The organism is Pontibacillus salicampi, assembly GCF_042434395.1.
GTDB classification, from domain to species: domain Bacteria; phylum Bacillota; class Bacilli; order Bacillales; family BH030062; genus Pontibacillus; species Pontibacillus salicampi.
This window is the reverse complement of record NZ_JBHLTP010000013.1, coordinates 159,861-178,818: the sequence shown is the minus strand read 5'-3', so window position 1 is coordinate 178,818 and position 18,958 is coordinate 159,861. Positions and strand designations below refer to the sequence as shown.

Here is an 18,958-nt window from a genome sequence, read left to right as displayed (position 1 = left end):
CCTCTTCCCCCTTATTCAGTTAAATCTCTAACAAACTTTGGTAATACAAAAGAGGCTTTATGGAGCTCTTTCGTATAGTATTTCGTATCTATCTCATGAAAACGCTGGTCGCTTACCTCAAGAGGATCATGACGCTTACTGCCAATCGTAAATGTCCACAATCCACTAGGATAGGTTGGGATGTTTGCTGTGTATAAACGGGTAATAGGGAATATTTCTTTCACATCATGAAACACTTGCTGAATTAAATCAGCCTTAAACCATGGGTTATCCGTCTGAGCAACAAAAATGCCGTCCTCCTTCAAAGCATTGGATATACCAGCGTAGAACCCTTTCGTAAATAGATTCACTGCTGGTCCTACCGGCTCTGTGGAATCTACCATAATAACGTCATAGACAGCTTCACTTTCCGCAATATGCATAAATCCATCTCCAACCTCAACCGTCACACGCTCATCCTCTAAATCTCCTGCAATGGAAGGAAGGTATTGCTTTGAGAATTCTATTACCTTTCCATCTATCTCTACAAGCGTGGCTGTCTCTACGCTTGGGTGCTTCAAGACCTCGCGAATAACTCCGCCGTCTCCACCGCCAACTACTAGAACCTTTGTTGGATTAGGATGAGTAAAAAGCGGAACATGCGCCACCATTTCATGGTAAACAAATTCATCTCTCTCCGTCGTCATAACCATTCCATCCAGCGTCAGCATGTTCCCCCATTCTTCTGTTTCCAGCATGTCAAGCCGCTGATACTCTGTTTGCTCTGTATGGTGAGTCTGCTTCACCTTTGCTGTAATACCAAATGCATCTGTCTGTTTTTCTGTGTACCAAAGTTCCATCTATTCCTACCCCTTCCTGAATTTAGCTCATATGTAAATCGATTGCATTAGTTTTATCTTAACACTCTCGTCATTCTTTCAAACAATCAAATTATAGAGAATTCCAGAAAAAAATCAAGCCTTTTTGAAGAGGTTAGCCTCCCTCTTTTATAAACTTAGCAGGCCATGGTTATAAAAAGCAGAGATTCGAGCCATACTAGAACAAAAGACTAGAATCGTATCGGGGAGGTGGCACCACGTGAATCAGTTTCTTACTTCATTACGGTATAGACCTATATTAAAATGGACGGGCTTTAGCACAGTCATTATGATAGCGTTGGTCGTATGCAGCGTCTTCATCCTTTTACTCTATTGTTTTATCGCCGGTGCTCCTCCTCTGCAAAATGAGCAGAACACCCTAGTATATGACAGAGAGGATCAGGTGGTCGGAGTAGAACACGGTGGGGAAAATCGCTACTGGATTCAACTAGATGAAATGAATGAAGCTTTTATTCAAGCTACCCTGCTAACAGAGGACCGACGCTTCTATCAGCACTTTGGATTTGACCCGAAGCGAATTATGGCTGCAGCGATTCATGATATAAAACAGCTCTCGAAGTCACAAGGAGCCAGCACCATTACACAGCAGTATGCGAGGAACCTATATCTCTCTCACGAAAAAACATGGACGAGAAAAATAAAGGAAGCGCTATATGCGCTCCGCCTGGAAATGTTCTATAACAAGGATGAAATACTAGCAGGCTATTTAAATACTATTTATTACGGGCATGGAGCCTATGGAATTGAAGCCGCCAGCAAATATTACTTTGATAAAAATGCCGCCGAGCTCACTTTAGGAGAAGGCGCGTTACTCGCTGCTATTCCAAAAGGACCCTCCTATTACTCACCTTACACAAACTTCGAGAACGCCAAGGAACGTCAGGAATTGATATTAAAAACCATGTATAAACAGGATGCTATTACGGAGCAGGAGCTTCAATCTGCTGTATCAGAAAGCATTAACCTCGTTCGCCAGGTGGAAAAGGTGGAGGAACGATTTGCCCCCTATTTTCAAGACATGGTCGTACAAGAAGCAAGCCGCCTATTAGATATAGATGCCGATAGTGTAAAAACGAGTGGCTATCATATCCACACAAGCCTTGATCAGGAAATGCAGAAGGCTCTGGAGAAAAATGTCCAAGTGAACATGCCAAGTACGAGTGATATGCAAGTTGGTGCATTAAGCATGGACCCACAAACCGGCGAAGTGCTAGCTGTAGTTGGCGGGAGAGATTATCAGAAGAGCTCGTATAACCGCGCAGTGCAGGCTAAACGAATGCCGGGCTCAACCTTTAAGCCCTTTTTGTACTATGCTGCATTAGAAAGCGGTTACACTCCGGCAACGACACTCATGAGTAAGCCAACCTACTTTGAGCTTGAGGACGGAACTGTGTATGAGCCTAGTAATTATAATGGCTATTACGCATATGAGCCCATTACATTAGCGCAAGCTATTGCATTATCCGATAACGTGTACGCAGTAAAGACGAATGTGTTTCTTGGCGAAGATGTGTTAGTAGAAACGGCTAATAAAATGGGGATTACGAGTAAGCTCCCAGCTGTTCCATCACTGGCCCTAGGCACAGCATCCGTTTCCGTGGAGGAAATGGTAGGAGCATACAGTTTATTCGCCAATGGAGGTAAAAAAATAGAGCCCCATGTAATCGAGAAAATTACAGACCGGCGAGGCAAAACCATCTATGAGCACAAGCCTACCGAGGAGCAAATATTAGATGAGCAGCATGCTTTCGTAATGGCTAACCTAATGACAGGGATGTTCGACAGCTCCCTCAATGACTACATGCAGGTTACTGGCGCCTCTATTGCTGATGAGCTAACACGCCCATTTGCCGGTAAATCTGGAACAACCAAAACAGATAGCTGGATGATCGGCTATAGCACCGATATTGTCACGGGGATTTGGACAGGATATGACGAAAATAAAGCGATAGAAAAAGTGAAGGAGCATCAATTTGCTAAAGATATATGGGCAGAATTTATGGAGGAGGCTCACGCTGAAAGCACCTTTCACGCCTTTTCGCCACCAGATGGGGTAACAGGTGTCTACATCGATCCAGACAGCGGCCAACTAGCCACACCGTATTGCGCCCACCAGCGCCTGGCTTATTTTGAGGAAGGGTCAGAGCCTACAACATACTGTGAGCTCCACCTCCCAATCGACGACCATGGCAATAAGCAAGATTTAGAGAGTATCGACAAGCAACGTAATAAAAGCAAAAACCGAAACTGGTTGGATATAATGTTTTAACCATTAGAAAAAGGTCGGAACTGTGTGGGTACCGACCTTTTTCTGTGTCCTAGTAAACATGTGAATATCCCATGTGCTTCATATTTTACAAATTTCCAGCAAAAACCTCAAGAATTTCATAGTTTATTCAAAATTCAGTCACAATTATGTCAAAAAAATGAACTTTCTCTTGCCTTTAAGAGGAAAGTGCGTATTTGCCTGGCTGATTGGGACATGACGGCATATTGTTCAGACTTAATCGATTTGAGCTCTAGCATGGCGGATCCAGCAGCTCGCGCACAGCGGTATAACAACAACGCATCCGCCCTCCAATCCAAAAAAGCTACCCGAAATGGGTAGCTTTGCTACGTTAGACGTTCAATGCCTCTTTTAATTCATCAGAGGAGTTATTCCACATTTCTTCGCTATGATTTTGCAGGAATTCTCGTAGCAGGCGCTTGGATTCGTCGTCCATTTGCTCGACGATGACTTTTCCTTTCATGGACTTATCCATGTTGTTCACGTGCTCTGGCATGGATTTATAGCCCCGGCGATTTTCTTTATCGACAAGCATTTCGCAGCCAGCTACACCGGCGTAAAACGGACCATCATCTTTTCGGTCTACGGTTACCCATACGAGCCAATATAGAGTAGGGTTCGGCACGATGCTTTTATCGGCCTTAAATTTGACTCTGCGCTCGACCTGACTTCTTGCGTGCATCGCTCCCATGTCCACTTCTGCTGTTCCCTCAGATGGGCAGACGAATACTGGGGAGATGTTTTCGAGACTGATTGTGCCTGCGCCATAGCCCCCGTGTCCATCAGTGGAATCATCCTTTAGTATAGTAAATTGATTTTTCTTTTTAGGTTGATTGGATTCATTCTCAGCCATCAGAATGCTCCTCCTTTTCCTATCCCGAGTTGTTTTTCCTATTTTAACACAATCCTGCTTGTCCTATCACGTTTGGAGTTGGGTTATCACCTTTTCTTCTCCTTATGTATTACGAAAAAAGCACTCCTTAGCCAGTAGGAGTGCTTCGTATCATGCGTCGTGTTGATTAAGTCCGTCAATAAAGGTCCATGCTTCTTGTAGTTCTTCTGCGGTGTAATTTTGTTTACTTTTCACGGCTTGTACTTTCTCTTCTATCTCATCTCGAGTCAGCTCATCGAAATAGAGCATCGTCGAAACCAGCTCTAAAAAACGGGAGCTTTGCCCATTCATTTGGTCAATGAATCGTGTCATTACTGGGAATTTCATATCCTGATAGTGGGTTAAGAATTCCTCGCCCCCATCGGTTAACGTATAACGGTATTGATAATAGTTACTTTTCTTCTCCCACTTTTCCTCGATAAACCCAAGGTTACATAGTTCCTCGACTCTTAGTGTAAGCTCTTCTGAATAAGGGCCATAGAAATGAAACTGATACCGTTCTTCAAAAGGAAATCCAGCTTTCTTTAAAATATATATCATTTTCTGCAAGCGCTTTCGTCCGATAACTTCATTACACTGCGAAAAAAACTTCACCAGTTTAGCATGATCATTCAACAAAACGGTTCCTCTCCTATCCGTACAATATTTCCAAAATCCGCTTCTTCGTTTTACTTCTGTTGGACAAGCCCTCTATTAAATCCTTAGGAAAATATAGTTTGTGATCTGTCCGTTTCTTGCCGGAAATAGCTTCGACGATCTCTGATTTTCTAGAGAGTTCTTGCAGTTCATTATTTGGCTGCAATAAATGTATGGGCAGACGCTCTCCATCCTCTCCTGGACGATAAAAATCATACGGGAGGTCAGACGAGGAATCTACGACCAGATAATAGTCTGGATTGATGCCTGCCTTTTGGAAAAGCTTATGCAATTCCATCCATTCACTCATTTGTAAGTTTGGATTAAATTCAACGTATTTAAATAAATGACGATCAATGAAACGAGTGCAAAGGTCACTTAAGATAGCATCTTCTTCCTCTTTCCATATTTGAAAATAGTACAGCGTGACTGCTTCATCGAGCTTCAAATAGGCGTCAAGGTCTACTTCTCCTTTGAAAAAGGCTTCAAAATGGTAAGGGGCAAGGAAAAAGTCATACCCTGTTTCATAAAGCTCTTTGGCCCTATGTAGTATCTTCGTAAGGATGACTTCAGCACTTCTCGTTACGGGGTGGAAGTACACTTGCCAATACATTTGATATCGACTCATGATGTAGTCCTCTACGGCGTGCATTCCGCTTTCCTTCACCACTACCTGATCTTCCATAGGACGCATCACACGAAGAATACGCTCCATATCGAAGTGACCGTAGCTTACCCCGGTAAAATAAGCATCTCGTTGCAGGTAATCCATTCTGTCTGCATCTATTTGACTGGAAATAAGGCTGACGACTAACTTATTTTCGTACGTTTTATTGATGACGTCGGCTACTCGTTGGGGAAAATCCGCTTCTACATGTCTAAGAATTTCATTCACTTTCGTGTCACCGAGAATAATAGCCCTGGTATAATCCTCATGGTCGAGTTTAAACACCTTCTCAAAGGAGTGGGAGAAAGGACCATGCCCTAAATCATGTAACAGTGCGGCAGCAAGACATAGTAGTCGTTCGTCGCTGTTCCAGTGAGGCCGGTTCTGGAAGTTATCAATAATCCGTCTAACGATTTCATACACACCTAAGGAATGATTGAATCTGCTGTGCTCTGCCCCGTGGAAGGTTAAATAAGAGGTCCCCAGCTGCCTGACGCGACGAAGTCTTTGAAATTCCGGTGTGCCGACTAAATCCCAAATCACTCTGTCCCGGACATGAACGTAGCGATGAACAGGGTCCTTAAATACCTTTTCCTCGTTTAATTTCTCATCTTTGTACGCCATATTGTATAACTGCCCTTCCTAATTCGAGTCGTATAGTTTTTCTTATTATAAACGATAATGTGCAAAGCTTAAATAGTAATCACCAACGTCTTCCAAGTTTCACAGCAGTAAAAAACACCTTGGGGAAGACAAGGTGGTATTGTATCTTCATTTCTTTTATTGGTTTTGTTCTAGATTTGTCGTAATGTATTATATTTACTCGTTCCCTCGAACGCCTTTGGGTATGTGGTAACCGTTCGGCACTTTGAAATGTTACCCTTCCACTTCTATTGCAAAACGAACTACACGATAAGGCTAAATGGTATTGTACAGAGAAATATACAATCTTTCAAGATGTATAAAGAGAGACAAAGGAAGGAATTGTAGAAAAGCAGCTCTACTCCTAACCTCTTTTGTATCTTACTTTTTTTTAGTCCTTTGGTATAATGAATGCGCACGTTTTATTTAGATAGGACTTATTCGTTAGAATTCTATCTATTGTAAGAAGAACCAAAGCGGCGCCACACTCTGAACCAGACAGATAATCGTTTAAAGCAAGAGAGTACACAACCTTACGTTTTGGTAAAAAAGGAGAACCAAAGTATGCAAGAAATACATTCATTATTACAGCCAGCATCATTTCGTTTTATCGACCAGAGTGAGCTTGGTCCAACGTTCTCTGCCCTGCAGTCGTTTGCGACAGACGATGCTTTAGCTATGTCCGTGGGGCAAGGGTATTCCCCTACAACTGCTCGATTATGGGTCCATCATCAAACTATTGTGTTAGGAATACCGGATGCACGCCTGCCATATATCGAGGACGGATTACAATTTCTAAAGGAGATGGGGTATCAGACCATTGTCCGAAATTCAGGGGGACTTGCCGTCGTTCTGGACGATGGGGTACTGAATTTATCGTTTATTTTCCCTGACGCTAAACAAGTAGACATTCATGACGGGTACAATGCGATGGTAGAATTTATCCAGCTCCTTTTTCAGGAAGAAGGATATCCTATTGAAGCATTTGAAATTACTGGATCTTATTGCCCTGGCACATACGATCTAAGCATAGATGGTAAAAAATTCGCCGGCATCTCACAGCGCAGAGTGAAAAATGGCACTGCAGTGCAAATTTACCTTTGTATCAACGGAAGCGGACAGGAACGGGCAGAGCTGCTTCGTCAATTCTATGAAATTGGAAAGAAGGACGCAGAAACAACTTTCTCCTATCCTGCTATAGTACCGGAATCAATGGCCTCTCTAGAGGAATTATGGAAGAAGGAATTGTCGGTTCAGGACATACGAAACCGCATGCTATATAAGCTTCACGAGCTAAGCGGCCACATTGTCACAGATCCAATGACCGATCAGGAAATGGAATGGTTTGACAAGCGATTCGACCAAATGGTTCAACGTAATGAAAAAGCACTGGACCACCTTGTTTAAGGTGCCAGTGCTTTTTTAGCTGTGATAGCTTGTGTCTATTATAAAGATTGAGCAGCTGTGATTAATGCAAGCTTGTACACATCATCCGCACTACAGCCACGTGATAGATCGTTTACAGGAGCGTTCAGCCCTTGTAGAACCGGACCTACTGCATCGAAGTTCCCCATTCGCTGAGCGATTTTGTAGCCAATATTACCTGCCTCAAGGCTTGGGAATACAAATACATTCGCATCTCCATTGAGCTCAGAGTTTGGCGCTTTTTTCTCTGCTACAGATGGAACGAAGGCTGCATCGAATTGGAATTCTCCATCTAGAGCTAGGTTTGGGTTTTGTTCCTTAGCAATCTTCACTGCATCTGTTACTTTTTCGGTTTCAGGAGACTGAGCAGAACCTTTCGTTGAGAAGCTTAGCATAGCTACTCGCGGATCAATATCAAACAGCTGAGCCGTTTCAGCACTAGCTAGAGCAATCTCAGCTAGATCTTGGCTGTCTGGAGAGATATTAATGGCACAGTCTGCAAAAGCATATTTCTCCTCATCGCGCACCATGATAAAGATACCAGACGTCTTCTTGATACCTGGCTTCGTTTTAATAATTTGCAGAGCTGGACGAACGGTATCTGCTGTGGAATGTACTGCTCCACTAACAAGGCCCTCTGCTTTACCCATATACACGAGCATGGTACCAAAGTAGTTGCCGTCTTTCAGCATTTCGCGAGCCTTTTCCTCTGTCGCTTTTCCGTTACGACGTTCCACAAAGGATGCTACCATCGCATCAAATTCCTCGTATTGCTCCGGATCTAAAATGTCAGCACCATCGATGTTTACGTCTAAATCTGCTGCCTTCTGTTTTATTTCATCTTTGTTTCCGATTAGTACAGGTGTAATATACCCTTCTTCAGAAAGCATGGATGCTGCTGTTAAAATCCGCTCATCTAATCCTTCCGGAAGCACTACTCTCTTGTTAGAACCGCTTAATTTGCTGCGTAGTGAATCAAACAGGTTGCTCATATGTTATCCCTCCATCAGTATATCTGTTATATATGATAAAACGTTTTGTGTTCAAATGAAAGCCTCGACCCCTTGAACAATAAATGTCTTTATTTTCACACATTTACCAGAAACCTTCACAACATTGTCGTTTTTCCCTTTATGTGCTTCAACCGCCTTTATCTTTCCCTCTCTCGCTCCTTTTAATCGTTTCCTTCCCCCATCCTGATTATGTTATAGTAAACTCAGTTGCAGAAATTTACTATTTCACAATATAAAGGAGCGATTCAGAATGCCTGAAGCAGCTACTACAATAGAAGGTTGGTACTGCCTGCACGATTTACGTACAATGGATTGGACTTCCTGGAAGCAAGCATCTAGTGATGAACGAGAATCTGCTATCCATGAATTCCATCAGCTCTTAGAAAAATGGAATCAAACAGAGAAGAATAAAGAAGGAAGTCATGCCCTGTATTCCGTTGTTGGTCAAAAAGCGGATTTTATGATGATGATCCTTCGTCCAACGTTAGATGAGCTAAATGACATTGAAAATGAGTTTAACAAGACCAAGCTTTCCGAATTTACAGAGAAAAGTTATTCCTATGTATCTATCGTGGAGCTATCCACGTATATGGCTAAAGGAAAAGATATCGACACGGACCCAGAAATCCAGGCTCGTTTGAAGCCTATTCTGCCAAAATGGGACTACATTTGTTTCTATCCAATGGACAAGCGCCGAGATGGAGAGGATAACTGGTACATGCTGCCGATGGAAGATCGCAGTAAGCTAATGTATTCACACGGTATGATTGGTCGTAAGTACGCAGGAAAAGTGCGTCAGATCATTACTGGCTCCGTTGGCTTTGATGATTGGGAATGGGGAGTCACGTTATTTGCACACGATCCTCTCCAATTTAAGAAGCTCGTGTATGAAATGCGTTTTGACGAAGTAAGTGCCCGCTATGGCGATTTCGGCTCCTTCTACGTCGGAAATCGGATGACAGAGGATAAGATAGCACAATTCCTTCACATATAACATAAGAAAAGTTGCCTCACGGTGTTTTCTCACCATGCAGGCAACTTTTTTTGGTTTTCTATACTCGATTGTATTTCATTACAATCCAATAGAAAGATATTTCGTTTCAAGGAAGGCTTCGATTCCTTCTGCTCCTCCCTCCCGTCCTAAACCGCTTTGTTTCATTCCACCAAATGGGGCCTGGGCGGTGGATGGGGCACCATGATTCCAGCCAATAATTCCATAATCGAGTGCTTCTGCAAGCTTCGTTCCACGACTCATGCTTTCTGTAAAGAAATAGGCCGCTAGCCCAAACGGAGTATCATTAGCGAGACGAACAGCCTCTTCATCCGAGTGTATTTTTTGGACTGGCACAACAGGACCAAAGGTTTCTTCCGTCATACAGAGCATGCCTTCTTCCGCATCCAGAATCAAGGTTGGCTCAAAGAAGGTTCCTCCCCCTATGCCAGACTCGTACTCTTTCCCGCCAACTACGATAGTCGCACCTTGCTTAACGGCGTCCCTAACGTGCTGCTCCACCTTTTCCAGCCCTTCCTGATGAATGAGCGGCCCAATATCTGTATCCTCTTCTAATCCGTTTCCGACCTTTAATTGCTGCACTTCTTCCTTGAGTCTTTCCACAAACGCATCATAAATACCTTCCTGTACATATAGCCTGTTGGCACATATACACGTTTGACCAGCATTTCTAAATTTGGAAGCCATCGTCCCCTCTACCGCCTTCTCTACATCCGCATCATCTAGCACAACAAGTGGAGCCTGCCCTCCAAGTTCAAGGGAAAGGTTCTTGATGGAATCAGCGCTTTGCTTCATCAGTAATCGCCCTACTTCTGTTGATCCCGTGAAGGTAAGCTTTCTCACTTGTTCACTTTGTTGAATAGTTTCGCTAAACGCTTCATCCGGCGTAATAACCATGTTGATAACACCAGCAGGGATCCCAGCCTCCCTTGCGCATTCCATTAATTTAGCAGCAGTCAATGGAGTTTCCTTCGGCGGTTTTACAATGAAGGTACACCCAGCAGCTAAGGCAGGTGCCAGCTTTCTAGTAATCATTGCTGCCGGAAAATTCCATGGTGTGATAGCTGCTACTACTCCTACCGGCTGCTTCATTACTTGAATGCGATGATCTGCTCCTTTAGAAGGAACTGTTTTCCCGTATATCCGCTTCCCTTCTTCTGCATACCATTTAACGAAGGAAGCAGCATACATTACTTCGCCTTTTGACTCCTTCAGTGGCTTCCCATTTTCTAACGTGATAATATGAGCGATTTCCTCTTTACGTTCCACTATTTTCTGGTGAAACCGCTCCAAATAGTGTGACCTTTCCTCTGCCGTAAGCTCCTTCCAATTGGAAAAAGCCTTATCTGCTGCATCAATAGCTCGACGTACATCCTCTCTCGTTCCGTTTGGCATAGACCCTATTACTTCTCCAGTTGCAGGATTGGTGATGTCGAAAAAATCTCTACCTTCCCCGTGCCAATCCCCATTTATAAAATTCAGCATAGTGTATGGTTCCACATTCGTCTTCACCTGTTTTCCTCCTTCACCAGGGATTAATTCCCTTTATAGAAATTGTTACGAGCTGTTTCATAATATTGCAGCTGATCCTCGACATATTCTGGTGTAATTGGCTGTATCGCCTTTACAATGGCATCGAACATAGCATTCCTTGCATTTAACCGAATGGTGGTCTCCTCTGTGGCATCCGGGTCAAGCCAGCATGCGACAAGCAAGGCAATATCCTCCATATCCTCCTGCTGAATGTATCCTTCCTTCACCGCATCTAATACTCCTTGACTCAATCCAATTTGAGCGGCTCCGGAAAATAATCTCGCATATTCCTCGTCTTCCATTGTTACTTTATTGATAACGATAGTAGTTGGGCGCACAAGATTATTAGCCCCTAGGCAAGCAAGGAAAGGAACGTGCCCTTTTGTTGGACTTGCAAGAGAACGAACAGCCTCCGCATACGTTGCACTACCCCGTTCTGCCAAGACCACATTCATATGCACACCGTTTGGAAGATCTCCTCCGTACGCTTCGCCAAATTTCCCATCGTACCCTTTAGTAATAATACTCATTATCCGTCATCCTTTCTTTTTAATAGGTTTGATTCCTTCACAGATCAGTTCCGGGAACAAGTATGCTGTTACATGGAAAACTTATTTGGTTCATCGGCTGTTGGACTATCCACCTCCCAATGAGAATCATCCTGAGACATGGTAGCGTCATACTTCCATGGATTTCTAGCAATTTTCATTAACGATCCGAATACGATGAGCTCCAGCAATAAAGCAGGAACACCACCTAAATTATTCAGCATCTTCACCCCATCAATGTTGGCGAAGCTAATCATCGTCCAGGAAATGATACTAACGGTCACGCCCCACACGACTTTTATGAGCGTAGAGGGCTCTGGATTTTCTGGAGAGATGCCATGAGAGCTGATGCCACTCATCGCGGCATTATTAGAATCACATGCGGTAACAAAGGTTACAAACACAATGAAAATGAAGAACGGAATAATAATTTGTGCCCACGGTAACCCAGCGAATACACCATAAAGCACGGTTTCCGGTCCATTATTAGCAAGCAGGGCCGACAACTCTCCACCGTTTACATCCAAAAATAGCGCGGAGCCTCCGAAGACGCTAATCCATACAGCTCCAAAAATAGCTGGCAAGACAAAGTTGACTAAGATAACCGTTTTCACTTTATACCCAAAGGCAATTCTTCCAAGAAATAAAGAAATAATAAGTGCCCATGCAAACCAGCTAGCCCAGTAAAAGGTAGTCCATGCACCAGGCCAAGGATCACTATTAATCTCTCCAGTAAATAAGCTTTTCTCAAAAAAACTAGATAGAAAGTTTCCAAACGCTTCTGTACTAGCATTTAAAATGTAGCTTGTTGGACCAACGATAAACACGAAGATGGTAATGATAACAAAGACGCGAATATTAATATTGGATAAGAATCTAATACCTTTCATTAATCCAGTAGACGAGGAAATAACAAAGGTAATCATTACAACAGCTGCCACAATCGCCCACATCATCGGAGTGCTCTCTATACCGGTTATATAATTAATACCGCCAGATAGATTCAAAATACTCGTCCCCATTGAAGCCGCCATGCCTGTCGCAAGCGTATAAAGCGATACGGAATCCACTACAGTGCCCATCTTACCGTCTACTACCTTCCTGCCTAATACAGGCACTAAAGGAGAGCTGAGGCTGTAGGGCAGCTTCATGTTGTAATACGCAAAGGCGAATACTATCGCAGGAACCGTATAGATAGCATACGGCGTAATGGTCCAATGTAAATAAAGGGTTGATAAAGAGAACATGGCCGCTTCTGGTGAACCTGGTTCTATTCCAAGGGAAGCGGGTGGCTGGCTAAGATGATAAATCGGCTCTACCAGAGACCAAAAGGTTAAAGTAGCAATTGTTGTAGTTAAGGCGATGGCGAACCAGCTTACGATGCCAAGGGAGGGCTTAGCCTCCCTTCCCCCTATGCGAATGTTACCAAGTGGAGAAAAATAAACTGCAATACAGCCAAATACCATCAACAGTCCTGAAATACTAAACAGCCAGCCTAGGTGATTAATCACCCAATCGTTCGCATTCGTCGTTACTTGAACGAAAATATCCTTTCGGGTCAGACTCAAAATTGCCGCACCGATCAGCAATAAGAATGGGGGCCAAAAGACAGCGTGACGAAGATTAGGCATAACTATTCCCCAGCTCCATTTTGGTATCGCTTACATTTTGCTGTTTAGGCTGTTTTTGAGAGAAATCAATAACAGAGCGTCCCACATTCATACAGGAATGGTCATGAAAGGAGTCAAATACTTGATTAATATCCTCTAAAGCTATCGTCTTCAACACTAGCTCATCTAGTTTATACCTTCCCTCTAAGTATAGCCTAGCTATCGTAGGAAAGTCTCTCAGTGGCTGTGTATCTCCATAAAAACTACCCTTCAATACTTTGCCTACGCGATGAAACCCTGATGCAGGAATATTGACCATCATCGAAGGATTATAGGCGCCAACCACTACAACCACTCCTCGTTTTCTCGTACCCTTCCACGCACTTTCCGTTGCCTTGGTGTTACCTGAGCAATCAATTGCATAATGGACACCCAGACCGTTTGTTAGCGCTTTCAGAGATTCCTCAGCGTTCTCTTTTCCTACATGGATAGTATGCGTGGCTCCGAATTGTTTGGCAATCAGTAAATTTTGTTCCTTTACATCACAAGCAATTATTTTTTCTGCTCCTGCTATTCTAGCTCCTTGAATAGCATTAATACCAACTCCACCAATCCCAAACACAGCCACACTGGATCCAGGTGTTACCTGAGCTGCATTCACCGCAGCACCGTAACCAGTAGCAACACCACATCCAATCAAGGAAGCTTGGGTTAACGGCATTCCGTCCGGCAGCTTTACACAAGACATCTCCGGCACGACTGTATATTCCGCGAAAGTAGATAATAACGAATGATGGTACATCTGTCTGCCATCCATACTTAACCGTGACGTTCCATCCATCAATGTTCCATCAAACATTGGTCCAAACGCTTCCTCACATAAGTGAAAATGCCCGGCTGTACAGTATTCGCAAACTCCGCAGTAAGGAACCCAGTTCAATGCTACTCGATCACCTACTTTCACATGTTTCACGTTCGGGCCAATATCCGCTACTATCCCTGCCCCTTCATGACCTAATATGGTCGGTGTTGGTGTGGTTAAATCGTTCAAGGCATTTAAGTCACTATGACAAATACTCGTGGCTTCTATCTTCACTAATACCTCATTCGACTTCGGGCTCTCTAAATCGACTTCCCTAATTTCTACCGGGCTTCCAACAGCATTCATCACGGCAGCTTTCATTTTCATTGTCCGTTCCCCCTCATTTTTAATTACTTAACGTAGACCTGCCAATCCATGCTTTATCCAGAAATGACTCCACATCATCTCTATCATCCTTGTAAGATAAAGTTGGTATCCCTAATCATGAATAACAATCATGAGTGAAGACGTCTCTTCACTGTCTACTTACTGTTGGAAGTAGTCTTTTTTGTTATGTTGACCGGCGAAACCCTTTCCACCACACTCCTTAATAGTCGATACATTCCCAATAGAGAGCTGTCATGTTTATGAGGTATTTGTTGTTCGCATTATGAACTTAATGTTCTTTTTGTGAACTTGATTGTATTATATTTCGTGTATAAATTAGGTGTCAATTAGTTTTTTGATTTTTCAATCTATTTTCTGTCGACACGTTTCAACCTATATCCAACCATGACAGAAAATGCTTGTTACGATATAATTTTCATATGAAACATAACCCTAACCAAACCAATAAAGAAGAGCAGTCTGTACAGTCCGTTGTCCGTGCTATCCAAATCCTTGAAGCCGTTGTCGAGCATATGGAGCCTATTACCATTCAAGAGCTGGTAGAAAAAACAAATCTAAACAGAACTACCGTATGGCGCTTGTTAGTCACTCTAGAAAATCTACATTATGTCGAACGGGATCCTATCACGAAAGGATATCAAATTGGCTACGCCCCGAACCGTCTTTTTGCAAAAACAGATGTTCACGGTCCACTTGTACGAAGAGCAAGACCATTGCTTGAGAAACTAAGGGATGAAACCGATGAAACCGTACACTTAAGCGTCCCCAAGCATAATGGTACCTTGACGGTAGACCAAATAGATGCCCCGCGCAGCATCCGGGTTATTAACTATGTAAATCGCTTTCTTCCTTCACACTGTACATCGAATGGAAAGGTATTGCTGAGCCGTCTCTCGAACGAGGAGCTACATATCCTGCTAGACCGATCATTAGAAAAAGTAACCCCCTACACCATTACAACTGCCAAAGAGCTTATGCAAGAAATCGAATGGGTCAGGAAGCATGGGTACGGATTAGCGATTCGCGAGTGGGATGAAAGCGAAAACGGCATATCGGCTCCCATCCTTAGCGAGCAGCAAGAATTAATCGGCTTTGTCAGCGTATTAGGACCCTATTTTCGTCTTCCTAAAGAGAAGATGACTCAGATGGCAGAGACTATTCAACAAACGGCCCACAGCATTGCTAAAGAGCTTAACTAAAGCATACTAAAAGGGATTAGTCCTCGAAGGACTAATCCCTTTTAGTATGCAAAGCGTCTTAGCAGCATCATTCGTCACAGATAAACTCTACTTACTCAGCAGGGATGCCACGATGGTTATGCTTTTCTTTTGACATAATCATTGATGTGGTACATACACATGTTTCTAAGAGGATTGTGAGCTTAGCTGTAGAACAGACGGAGCCAGCCCATAAATAAGGATGGTTTGAAAACCATGGGTGGAAAACCGCTCCCAATGGTTTGGCAGATACATGTCGCACTGCTTCTAGCAGCCAGAGGGTCATCCGTGTTTTACCATTTGAAAGGAGTGCATAAACGATGAGCCAACCAAATCAAGGTGGATCTTATGGTCAGGGGGTTAACCCATATTACTACCGTCAACAAGGTCAAGGAGGTCAACCGATGATGTATCCTTATTATCAAAACCAAATGGCAGGCCAGCAGCAGCCTATGCAGCAGCAACAACCATCTGCTGGACAGCAGGGACAATTACAAGTACCGCAATTTCCAACCCAGAAAAACCCAGGATACACCAACAACATCCCTGGCATGCTTCCAGAAGAAGAATCGTATATCGAAAATATTCTCCGTTTAAACCGAGGTAAAGAAGCAACCGTTTATATGACATTCGAAAATAACGACGAATGGAACGCCAAGGTCTTTAACGGCGTCATCGAAGCCGCAGGCCGAGACCACATCATCCTAAGCGACCCACAAACCGGAAAACGCTACCTACTACTCATGGTCTACCTAGACTACATCACCTTCCCAGAAGAAATAACCTACGCCTACCCATACGGCGGCAACACCAACAACATGGTCAACTATAATCCAAGATAAAAAGCGCAGGCGACCGCCTAGCAACGTACAGACTGGATGGCTCCGCATGAGATAAAGGAAACACAACGAACGCAGTGAGTTGATGTTGACTTATCGCAAGAAGGAGACAGAAGTCTGCTAGTTGCTGGTCGCCGGAGCTGGATTCATGAAAAAGCGCAGGCGCGGTGGTCAGGGTCGTACGCATAAGCCAAACCATCCGGAGAGGGGTGAATCTCCCCCTCGCAGGAGGGGTTGACTTATGACGCTAGACCCTCCGCGCCGGAGCTAGATTGATAAAAAGCGCAGGCGACCGCCTAGCAACGTACAGACTGGAAGGCTCCGTATGAGATAAAGGAAACACAACGAACACAGTGAGTTGATGTTGACTTATCGCAAGAAGGAGACAGAAGTCTGCTAGTTGCTGGTCCGTTTAGAAACGAAGACTTTTTGCTCTTTTACCCATTCTACCTTTTGTTCATGAAAAAAGGAGTATCCATTTTACAGGATACTCCTACTCTTCTATCGTAAAAGGAGTGCGTGTCTATGCAGCATCCTTCACAGAAATTCAATCAATTTCAACTTATTATGCTGTTAGTAGCATTTATCTTTGGCATTTTGTTTTTCATTAGACCGGGCTTTTCCTTCTTCCTGCTCTTTCTCGTGTACGCTCTTGCTGGGAGCTTCGTATTTGAAGGGCTTGCTCATCAGTCTAGAAATCATATGCCTCCGTTTATCATACAAATGATCCGGGCTGGTCTGCTCGTGATCTTTGGAACTATTCTCTTTTTCTATTAAAGGTATTTTACAACAGCGTATCCTAGGAGAACCCAGCCGACTAAGAAGGAAACACCACCGAGCGGTGTAATCACCGCAAAGGTTTTGATACCGGACACACTATAGATATACAGGCTGCCGGAAAATAAGAGAATCCCAATAAAAAATGCCCAGCCTGCTCCTGCAAAATTACCTCCGGTCACCTTACTCATTAATAATCCAACAACAAATAGTGCCATCGTGTGGAACATTTGATAGTTTACGGCTTTCTCCCACGTTTTAATTGCCTTCTCCGATATTTTCCCTTCTAATCCATGTGCTCCAAATGCTCCTAGAGCTACTGCGACAAATCCGTTAATTATGGCTAATAGTAAAAAAAGCTTCATTCTTAACTCCCCTTTATTCCTCTATAATATTAAAAGTCAAACAGTGATTCACCGTTTGCTTCTTCATGGTCAATAGATGGTTCCGATGCTGGCGCAGGCGTTGGTGTGGTCTCTTTGGATGGTGCTGCCTGTGGTGTAGGCTGCGAGTGACCTCTGTAGGTTTGATTTGGTGCCACCTGTTGTGCTGCTACACGGCTAGTCGAAGATGTATCATCAATTAAATCTCCTAGCAGCTTCACTGCCCGCACGTGCTCCTTCACTTTTTCCGGATCGTTTACCTGCAAATGGGCTTCCTGAATTTCTTTCATCATCTTCTGTAAGATTTGTTCATATGAAACGGACACGATGTCTTCCTCCTTATGTTTGCTTCTCAAATGCCTCTAGCTTGCATTGTTCCCCAAATACAATCAGCACATCACCTTCCTGTAAGATTTCTTCTGGCTCTGGATTGCGCAGGAAACGTTCTCCTCGTTTTATACCAACGATGGTAATACCGAACTTTGCTCTAATATTTAATGCTCTTATGGAATGACCTGCCCAAGGGGATGCTGGAGTGACTTCTATCTCCTCTATATTATAATCCTCTTCGCTAGCATGCAAAATAGTATCCACATAATCAATACTAACAGGTTTCATTATGGATAAAGCCATTCTTCGTCCCCCTATATGAGAGGGGTTAATCACACGGTCTGCACCTGCACGGCGCAGCTTCTCCTCACTGGCATCCCTATCAGACCTTGCCACAACCTGAATGGCGGGCTGCAGCCCTTTGACAGTTAAGGTTACATAGACATTATCCGCATCACTTGGCAGCGTCGTTACGAGTCCTTTAGCGGAGCGTATCCCTGCCTTTATTAGCGTTTCATCATCTGTTGCATCCCCTTGAAGAAATAAGGCTTTATTAGATAACCTTCCTAACACTTCTTCCCTCTCATCAATGACAACTATATCCTCTGTCTGCTTTAGCAGCTGCTCATACACCTGTTCTCCCACTCTGCCGAAGCCACATACAATATAATGGTTTTCCAATTTTTTAATCCTCTTCTCTATTTTTCTATGCCTAGCCTCTTTTGAAACACTACCCTCAATAATAGTAGCTGCAATTAGACCGAGTGCATAGGTGACAATTCCGATTGCTATTGGTATTAGGATAAGGGTAAATATTTTTCCTGAAAAGGTTAGAGGAACAGCATCTCCGTATCCTACTGTTAAAACAGATACAACGGTGAGCCAGAGGCTATCGAAAAAGGAGAGGCCCTCCATTATCATATATCCCGCTGTCCCAAACAGGATGATACAAGTGGATAATACAAATACATGAATAAACCGTTTTTTCAACTCCATCCTTATCCCCTACGTTTTTCTAAAGTATATCATGAAAAACAATAGCTTCGGCAAACAGATGGT

Annotated in this window: 18 protein-coding genes; 6 read left to right on the top strand and 12 right to left on the bottom strand. The window is 43.5% G+C overall.

The window, feature by feature from the left end; all coding sequences use genetic code 11:
* Positions 1 to 11: 11 nt before the first annotated feature.
* The gene (gene speE, locus ACFFGV_RS16475; RefSeq protein ID WP_377350145.1) at positions 12 to 839 is read right to left on the bottom strand and encodes a polyamine aminopropyltransferase; all 828 of its coding nucleotides are present in this window, start codon (positions 837 to 839) and stop codon (positions 12 to 14) included.
* A 238-nt stretch (positions 840 to 1,077) separates the two neighbouring features.
* On the opposite strand from speE, the gene ACFFGV_RS16470 reads away from it, so the two are divergent.
* Positions 1,078 to 3,147 carry a transglycosylase domain-containing protein gene (locus tag ACFFGV_RS16470; protein WP_377350142.1) on the top strand — a complete coding sequence of 690 codons (2,070 nt, stop codon included), beginning with the start codon at positions 1,078 to 1,080 and terminating at the stop codon, positions 3,145 to 3,147.
* Positions 3,148 to 3,496: 349 nt separating this feature from the next.
* On the opposite strand, the gene ACFFGV_RS16465 is transcribed toward ACFFGV_RS16470, so the two are convergent.
* The 3 genes from ACFFGV_RS16465 to ACFFGV_RS16455 form a co-directional block, all read right to left on the bottom strand.
* Positions 3,497 to 4,018 carry a YwhD family protein gene (locus ACFFGV_RS16465; protein ID WP_377350140.1) on the bottom strand — a complete coding sequence of 174 codons (522 nt, stop codon included), beginning with the start codon at positions 4,016 to 4,018 and terminating at the stop codon, positions 3,497 to 3,499.
* Between the two features lie 150 nt (positions 4,019 to 4,168).
* The gene (locus ACFFGV_RS16460) at positions 4,169 to 4,675 is read right to left on the bottom strand and encodes a YwgA family protein (protein WP_377350138.1); all 507 of its coding nucleotides are present in this window, start codon (positions 4,673 to 4,675) and stop codon (positions 4,169 to 4,171) included.
* A 13-nt stretch (positions 4,676 to 4,688) separates the two neighbouring features.
* Positions 4,689 to 5,984: an HD domain-containing protein gene (locus ACFFGV_RS16455; protein ID WP_377350136.1), complete on the bottom strand. Its 1,296-nt coding sequence runs from the start codon at positions 5,982 to 5,984 to the stop codon at positions 4,689 to 4,691.
* Between the two features lie 582 nt (positions 5,985 to 6,566).
* Between ACFFGV_RS16455 and lipL the strand changes: the two genes are divergently transcribed.
* Positions 6,567 to 7,409, top strand: a complete 843-nt coding sequence (gene lipL, locus ACFFGV_RS16450) for an octanoyl-[GcvH]:protein N-octanoyltransferase (protein ID WP_377350133.1) — start codon at positions 6,567 to 6,569, stop codon at positions 7,407 to 7,409.
* A gap of 38 nt (positions 7,410 to 7,447) precedes the next feature.
* Here the strand turns inward: lipL and pta are convergent, their stop codons facing one another.
* The gene (pta, locus tag ACFFGV_RS16445) at positions 7,448 to 8,419 is read right to left on the bottom strand and encodes a phosphate acetyltransferase (RefSeq protein WP_377350131.1); all 972 of its coding nucleotides are present in this window, start codon (positions 8,417 to 8,419) and stop codon (positions 7,448 to 7,450) included.
* A gap of 271 nt (positions 8,420 to 8,690) precedes the next feature.
* Between pta and hemQ the strand changes: the two genes are divergently transcribed.
* Positions 8,691 to 9,434 carry a hydrogen peroxide-dependent heme synthase gene (hemQ, locus tag ACFFGV_RS16440; protein WP_377350129.1) on the top strand — a complete coding sequence of 248 codons (744 nt, stop codon included), beginning with the start codon at positions 8,691 to 8,693 and terminating at the stop codon, positions 9,432 to 9,434.
* A gap of 78 nt (positions 9,435 to 9,512) precedes the next feature.
* On the opposite strand, the gene ACFFGV_RS16435 is transcribed toward hemQ, so the two are convergent.
* The 4 genes from ACFFGV_RS16435 to ACFFGV_RS16420 form a co-directional block, all read right to left on the bottom strand.
* On the bottom strand, positions 9,513 to 10,937 hold the full coding sequence (locus ACFFGV_RS16435) for an NAD-dependent succinate-semialdehyde dehydrogenase (RefSeq protein WP_377351089.1): 1,425 nt from the start codon (positions 10,935 to 10,937) through the stop codon (positions 9,513 to 9,515).
* Between the two features lie 50 nt (positions 10,938 to 10,987).
* On the bottom strand, positions 10,988 to 11,515 hold the full coding sequence (locus tag ACFFGV_RS16430; RefSeq protein ID WP_377350127.1) for a formaldehyde-activating enzyme: 528 nt from the start codon (positions 11,513 to 11,515) through the stop codon (positions 10,988 to 10,990).
* 68 nt (positions 11,516 to 11,583) lie between these two features.
* A complete protein-coding gene (locus ACFFGV_RS16425) occupies positions 11,584 to 13,164 on the bottom strand; it encodes a BCCT family transporter (protein ID WP_377350125.1) in 1,581 nt (526 codons plus the stop codon).
* Positions 13,157 to 14,332 (bottom strand): Zn-dependent alcohol dehydrogenase, encoded by a 1,176-nt coding sequence (locus tag ACFFGV_RS16420; protein ID WP_377350122.1) that lies wholly within the window; start codon positions 14,330 to 14,332, stop codon positions 13,157 to 13,159. Before ACFFGV_RS16420 ends, ACFFGV_RS16425 begins: the two co-directional genes overlap by 8 nt.
* Before the next feature lie 440 nt (positions 14,333 to 14,772).
* On the opposite strand from ACFFGV_RS16420, the gene ACFFGV_RS16415 reads away from it, so the two are divergent.
* The 3 genes from ACFFGV_RS16415 to ACFFGV_RS16405 all read left to right on the top strand — a co-directional run bounded on the left by ACFFGV_RS16415 (position 14,773) and on the right by ACFFGV_RS16405 (position 17,186).
* Positions 14,773 to 15,552, top strand: coding sequence for an IclR family transcriptional regulator (locus ACFFGV_RS16415; protein WP_377350120.1), 780 nt, complete (start codon positions 14,773 to 14,775; stop codon positions 15,550 to 15,552).
* A 338-nt stretch (positions 15,553 to 15,890) separates the two neighbouring features.
* Complete coding sequence (gerQ, locus tag ACFFGV_RS16410; protein WP_377350117.1) at positions 15,891 to 16,412, top strand: spore coat protein GerQ; 522 nt, start codon at positions 15,891 to 15,893, stop codon at positions 16,410 to 16,412.
* A 522-nt stretch (positions 16,413 to 16,934) separates the two neighbouring features.
* Positions 16,935 to 17,186: a hypothetical protein gene (locus ACFFGV_RS16405; RefSeq protein WP_377350115.1), complete on the top strand. Its 252-nt coding sequence runs from the start codon at positions 16,935 to 16,937 to the stop codon at positions 17,184 to 17,186.
* Here the strand turns inward: ACFFGV_RS16405 and ACFFGV_RS16400 are convergent.
* The 3 genes from ACFFGV_RS16400 to ACFFGV_RS16390 are packed head-to-tail and all read right to left on the bottom strand — an operon-like array spanning position 17,183 to position 18,895.
* Positions 17,183 to 17,551 carry a DUF423 domain-containing protein gene (locus ACFFGV_RS16400; protein WP_377350113.1) on the bottom strand — a complete coding sequence of 123 codons (369 nt, stop codon included), beginning with the start codon at positions 17,549 to 17,551 and terminating at the stop codon, positions 17,183 to 17,185. The two genes, ACFFGV_RS16405 and ACFFGV_RS16400, sit on opposite strands and share 4 nt — an antisense overlap.
* A 29-nt stretch (positions 17,552 to 17,580) precedes the next feature.
* Complete coding sequence (locus tag ACFFGV_RS16395) at positions 17,581 to 17,895, bottom strand: YwdI family protein (protein ID WP_377350111.1); 315 nt, start codon at positions 17,893 to 17,895, stop codon at positions 17,581 to 17,583.
* Positions 17,896 to 17,908: 13 nt separating this feature from the next.
* Entirely contained in the window at positions 17,909 to 18,895 is a 987-nt protein-coding gene (locus ACFFGV_RS16390; protein ID WP_377350109.1) for a potassium channel family protein, read from the bottom strand.
* Positions 18,896 to 18,958 lie beyond the last annotated feature (63 nt).

Coding starts and splice junctions, on each gene's coding strand:
- speE (WP_377350145.1), bottom strand. CDS start 839: ATGGAACTTTGGTACACAGAAAAACAGACAGATGCATTTGGTATTACA.
- ACFFGV_RS16465 (WP_377350140.1), bottom strand. CDS start 4,018: ATGGCTGAGAATGAATCCAATCAACCTAAAAAGAAAAATCAATTTACT.
- ACFFGV_RS16455 (WP_377350136.1), bottom strand. CDS start 5,984: ATGGCGTACAAAGATGAGAAATTAAACGAGGAAAAGGTATTTAAGGAC.
- lipL (WP_377350133.1), top strand. CDS start 6,567: ATGCAAGAAATACATTCATTATTACAGCCAGCATCATTTCGTTTTATC.
- pta (WP_377350131.1), bottom strand. CDS start 8,419: ATGAGCAACCTGTTTGATTCACTACGCAGCAAATTAAGCGGTTCTAAC.
- hemQ (WP_377350129.1), top strand. CDS start 8,691: ATGCCTGAAGCAGCTACTACAATAGAAGGTTGGTACTGCCTGCACGAT.
- ACFFGV_RS16435 (WP_377351089.1), bottom strand. CDS start 10,937: ATGCTGAATTTTATAAATGGGGATTGGCACGGGGAAGGTAGAGATTTT.
- ACFFGV_RS16430 (WP_377350127.1), bottom strand. CDS start 11,515: ATGAGTATTATTACTAAAGGGTACGATGGGAAATTTGGCGAAGCGTAC.
- ACFFGV_RS16425 (WP_377350125.1), bottom strand. CDS start 13,164: ATGCCTAATCTTCGTCACGCTGTCTTTTGGCCCCCATTCTTATTGCTG.
- ACFFGV_RS16420 (WP_377350122.1), bottom strand. CDS start 14,332: ATGAAAATGAAAGCTGCCGTGATGAATGCTGTTGGAAGCCCGGTAGAA.
- ACFFGV_RS16415 (WP_377350120.1), top strand. CDS start 14,773: ATGAAACATAACCCTAACCAAACCAATAAAGAAGAGCAGTCTGTACAG.
- gerQ (WP_377350117.1), top strand. CDS start 15,891: ATGAGCCAACCAAATCAAGGTGGATCTTATGGTCAGGGGGTTAACCCA.
- ACFFGV_RS16405 (WP_377350115.1), top strand. CDS start 16,935: ATGCAGCATCCTTCACAGAAATTCAATCAATTTCAACTTATTATGCTG.
- ACFFGV_RS16400 (WP_377350113.1), bottom strand. CDS start 17,551: ATGAAGCTTTTTTTACTATTAGCCATAATTAACGGATTTGTCGCAGTA.
- ACFFGV_RS16390 (WP_377350109.1), bottom strand. CDS start 18,895: ATGGAGTTGAAAAAACGGTTTATTCATGTATTTGTATTATCCACTTGT.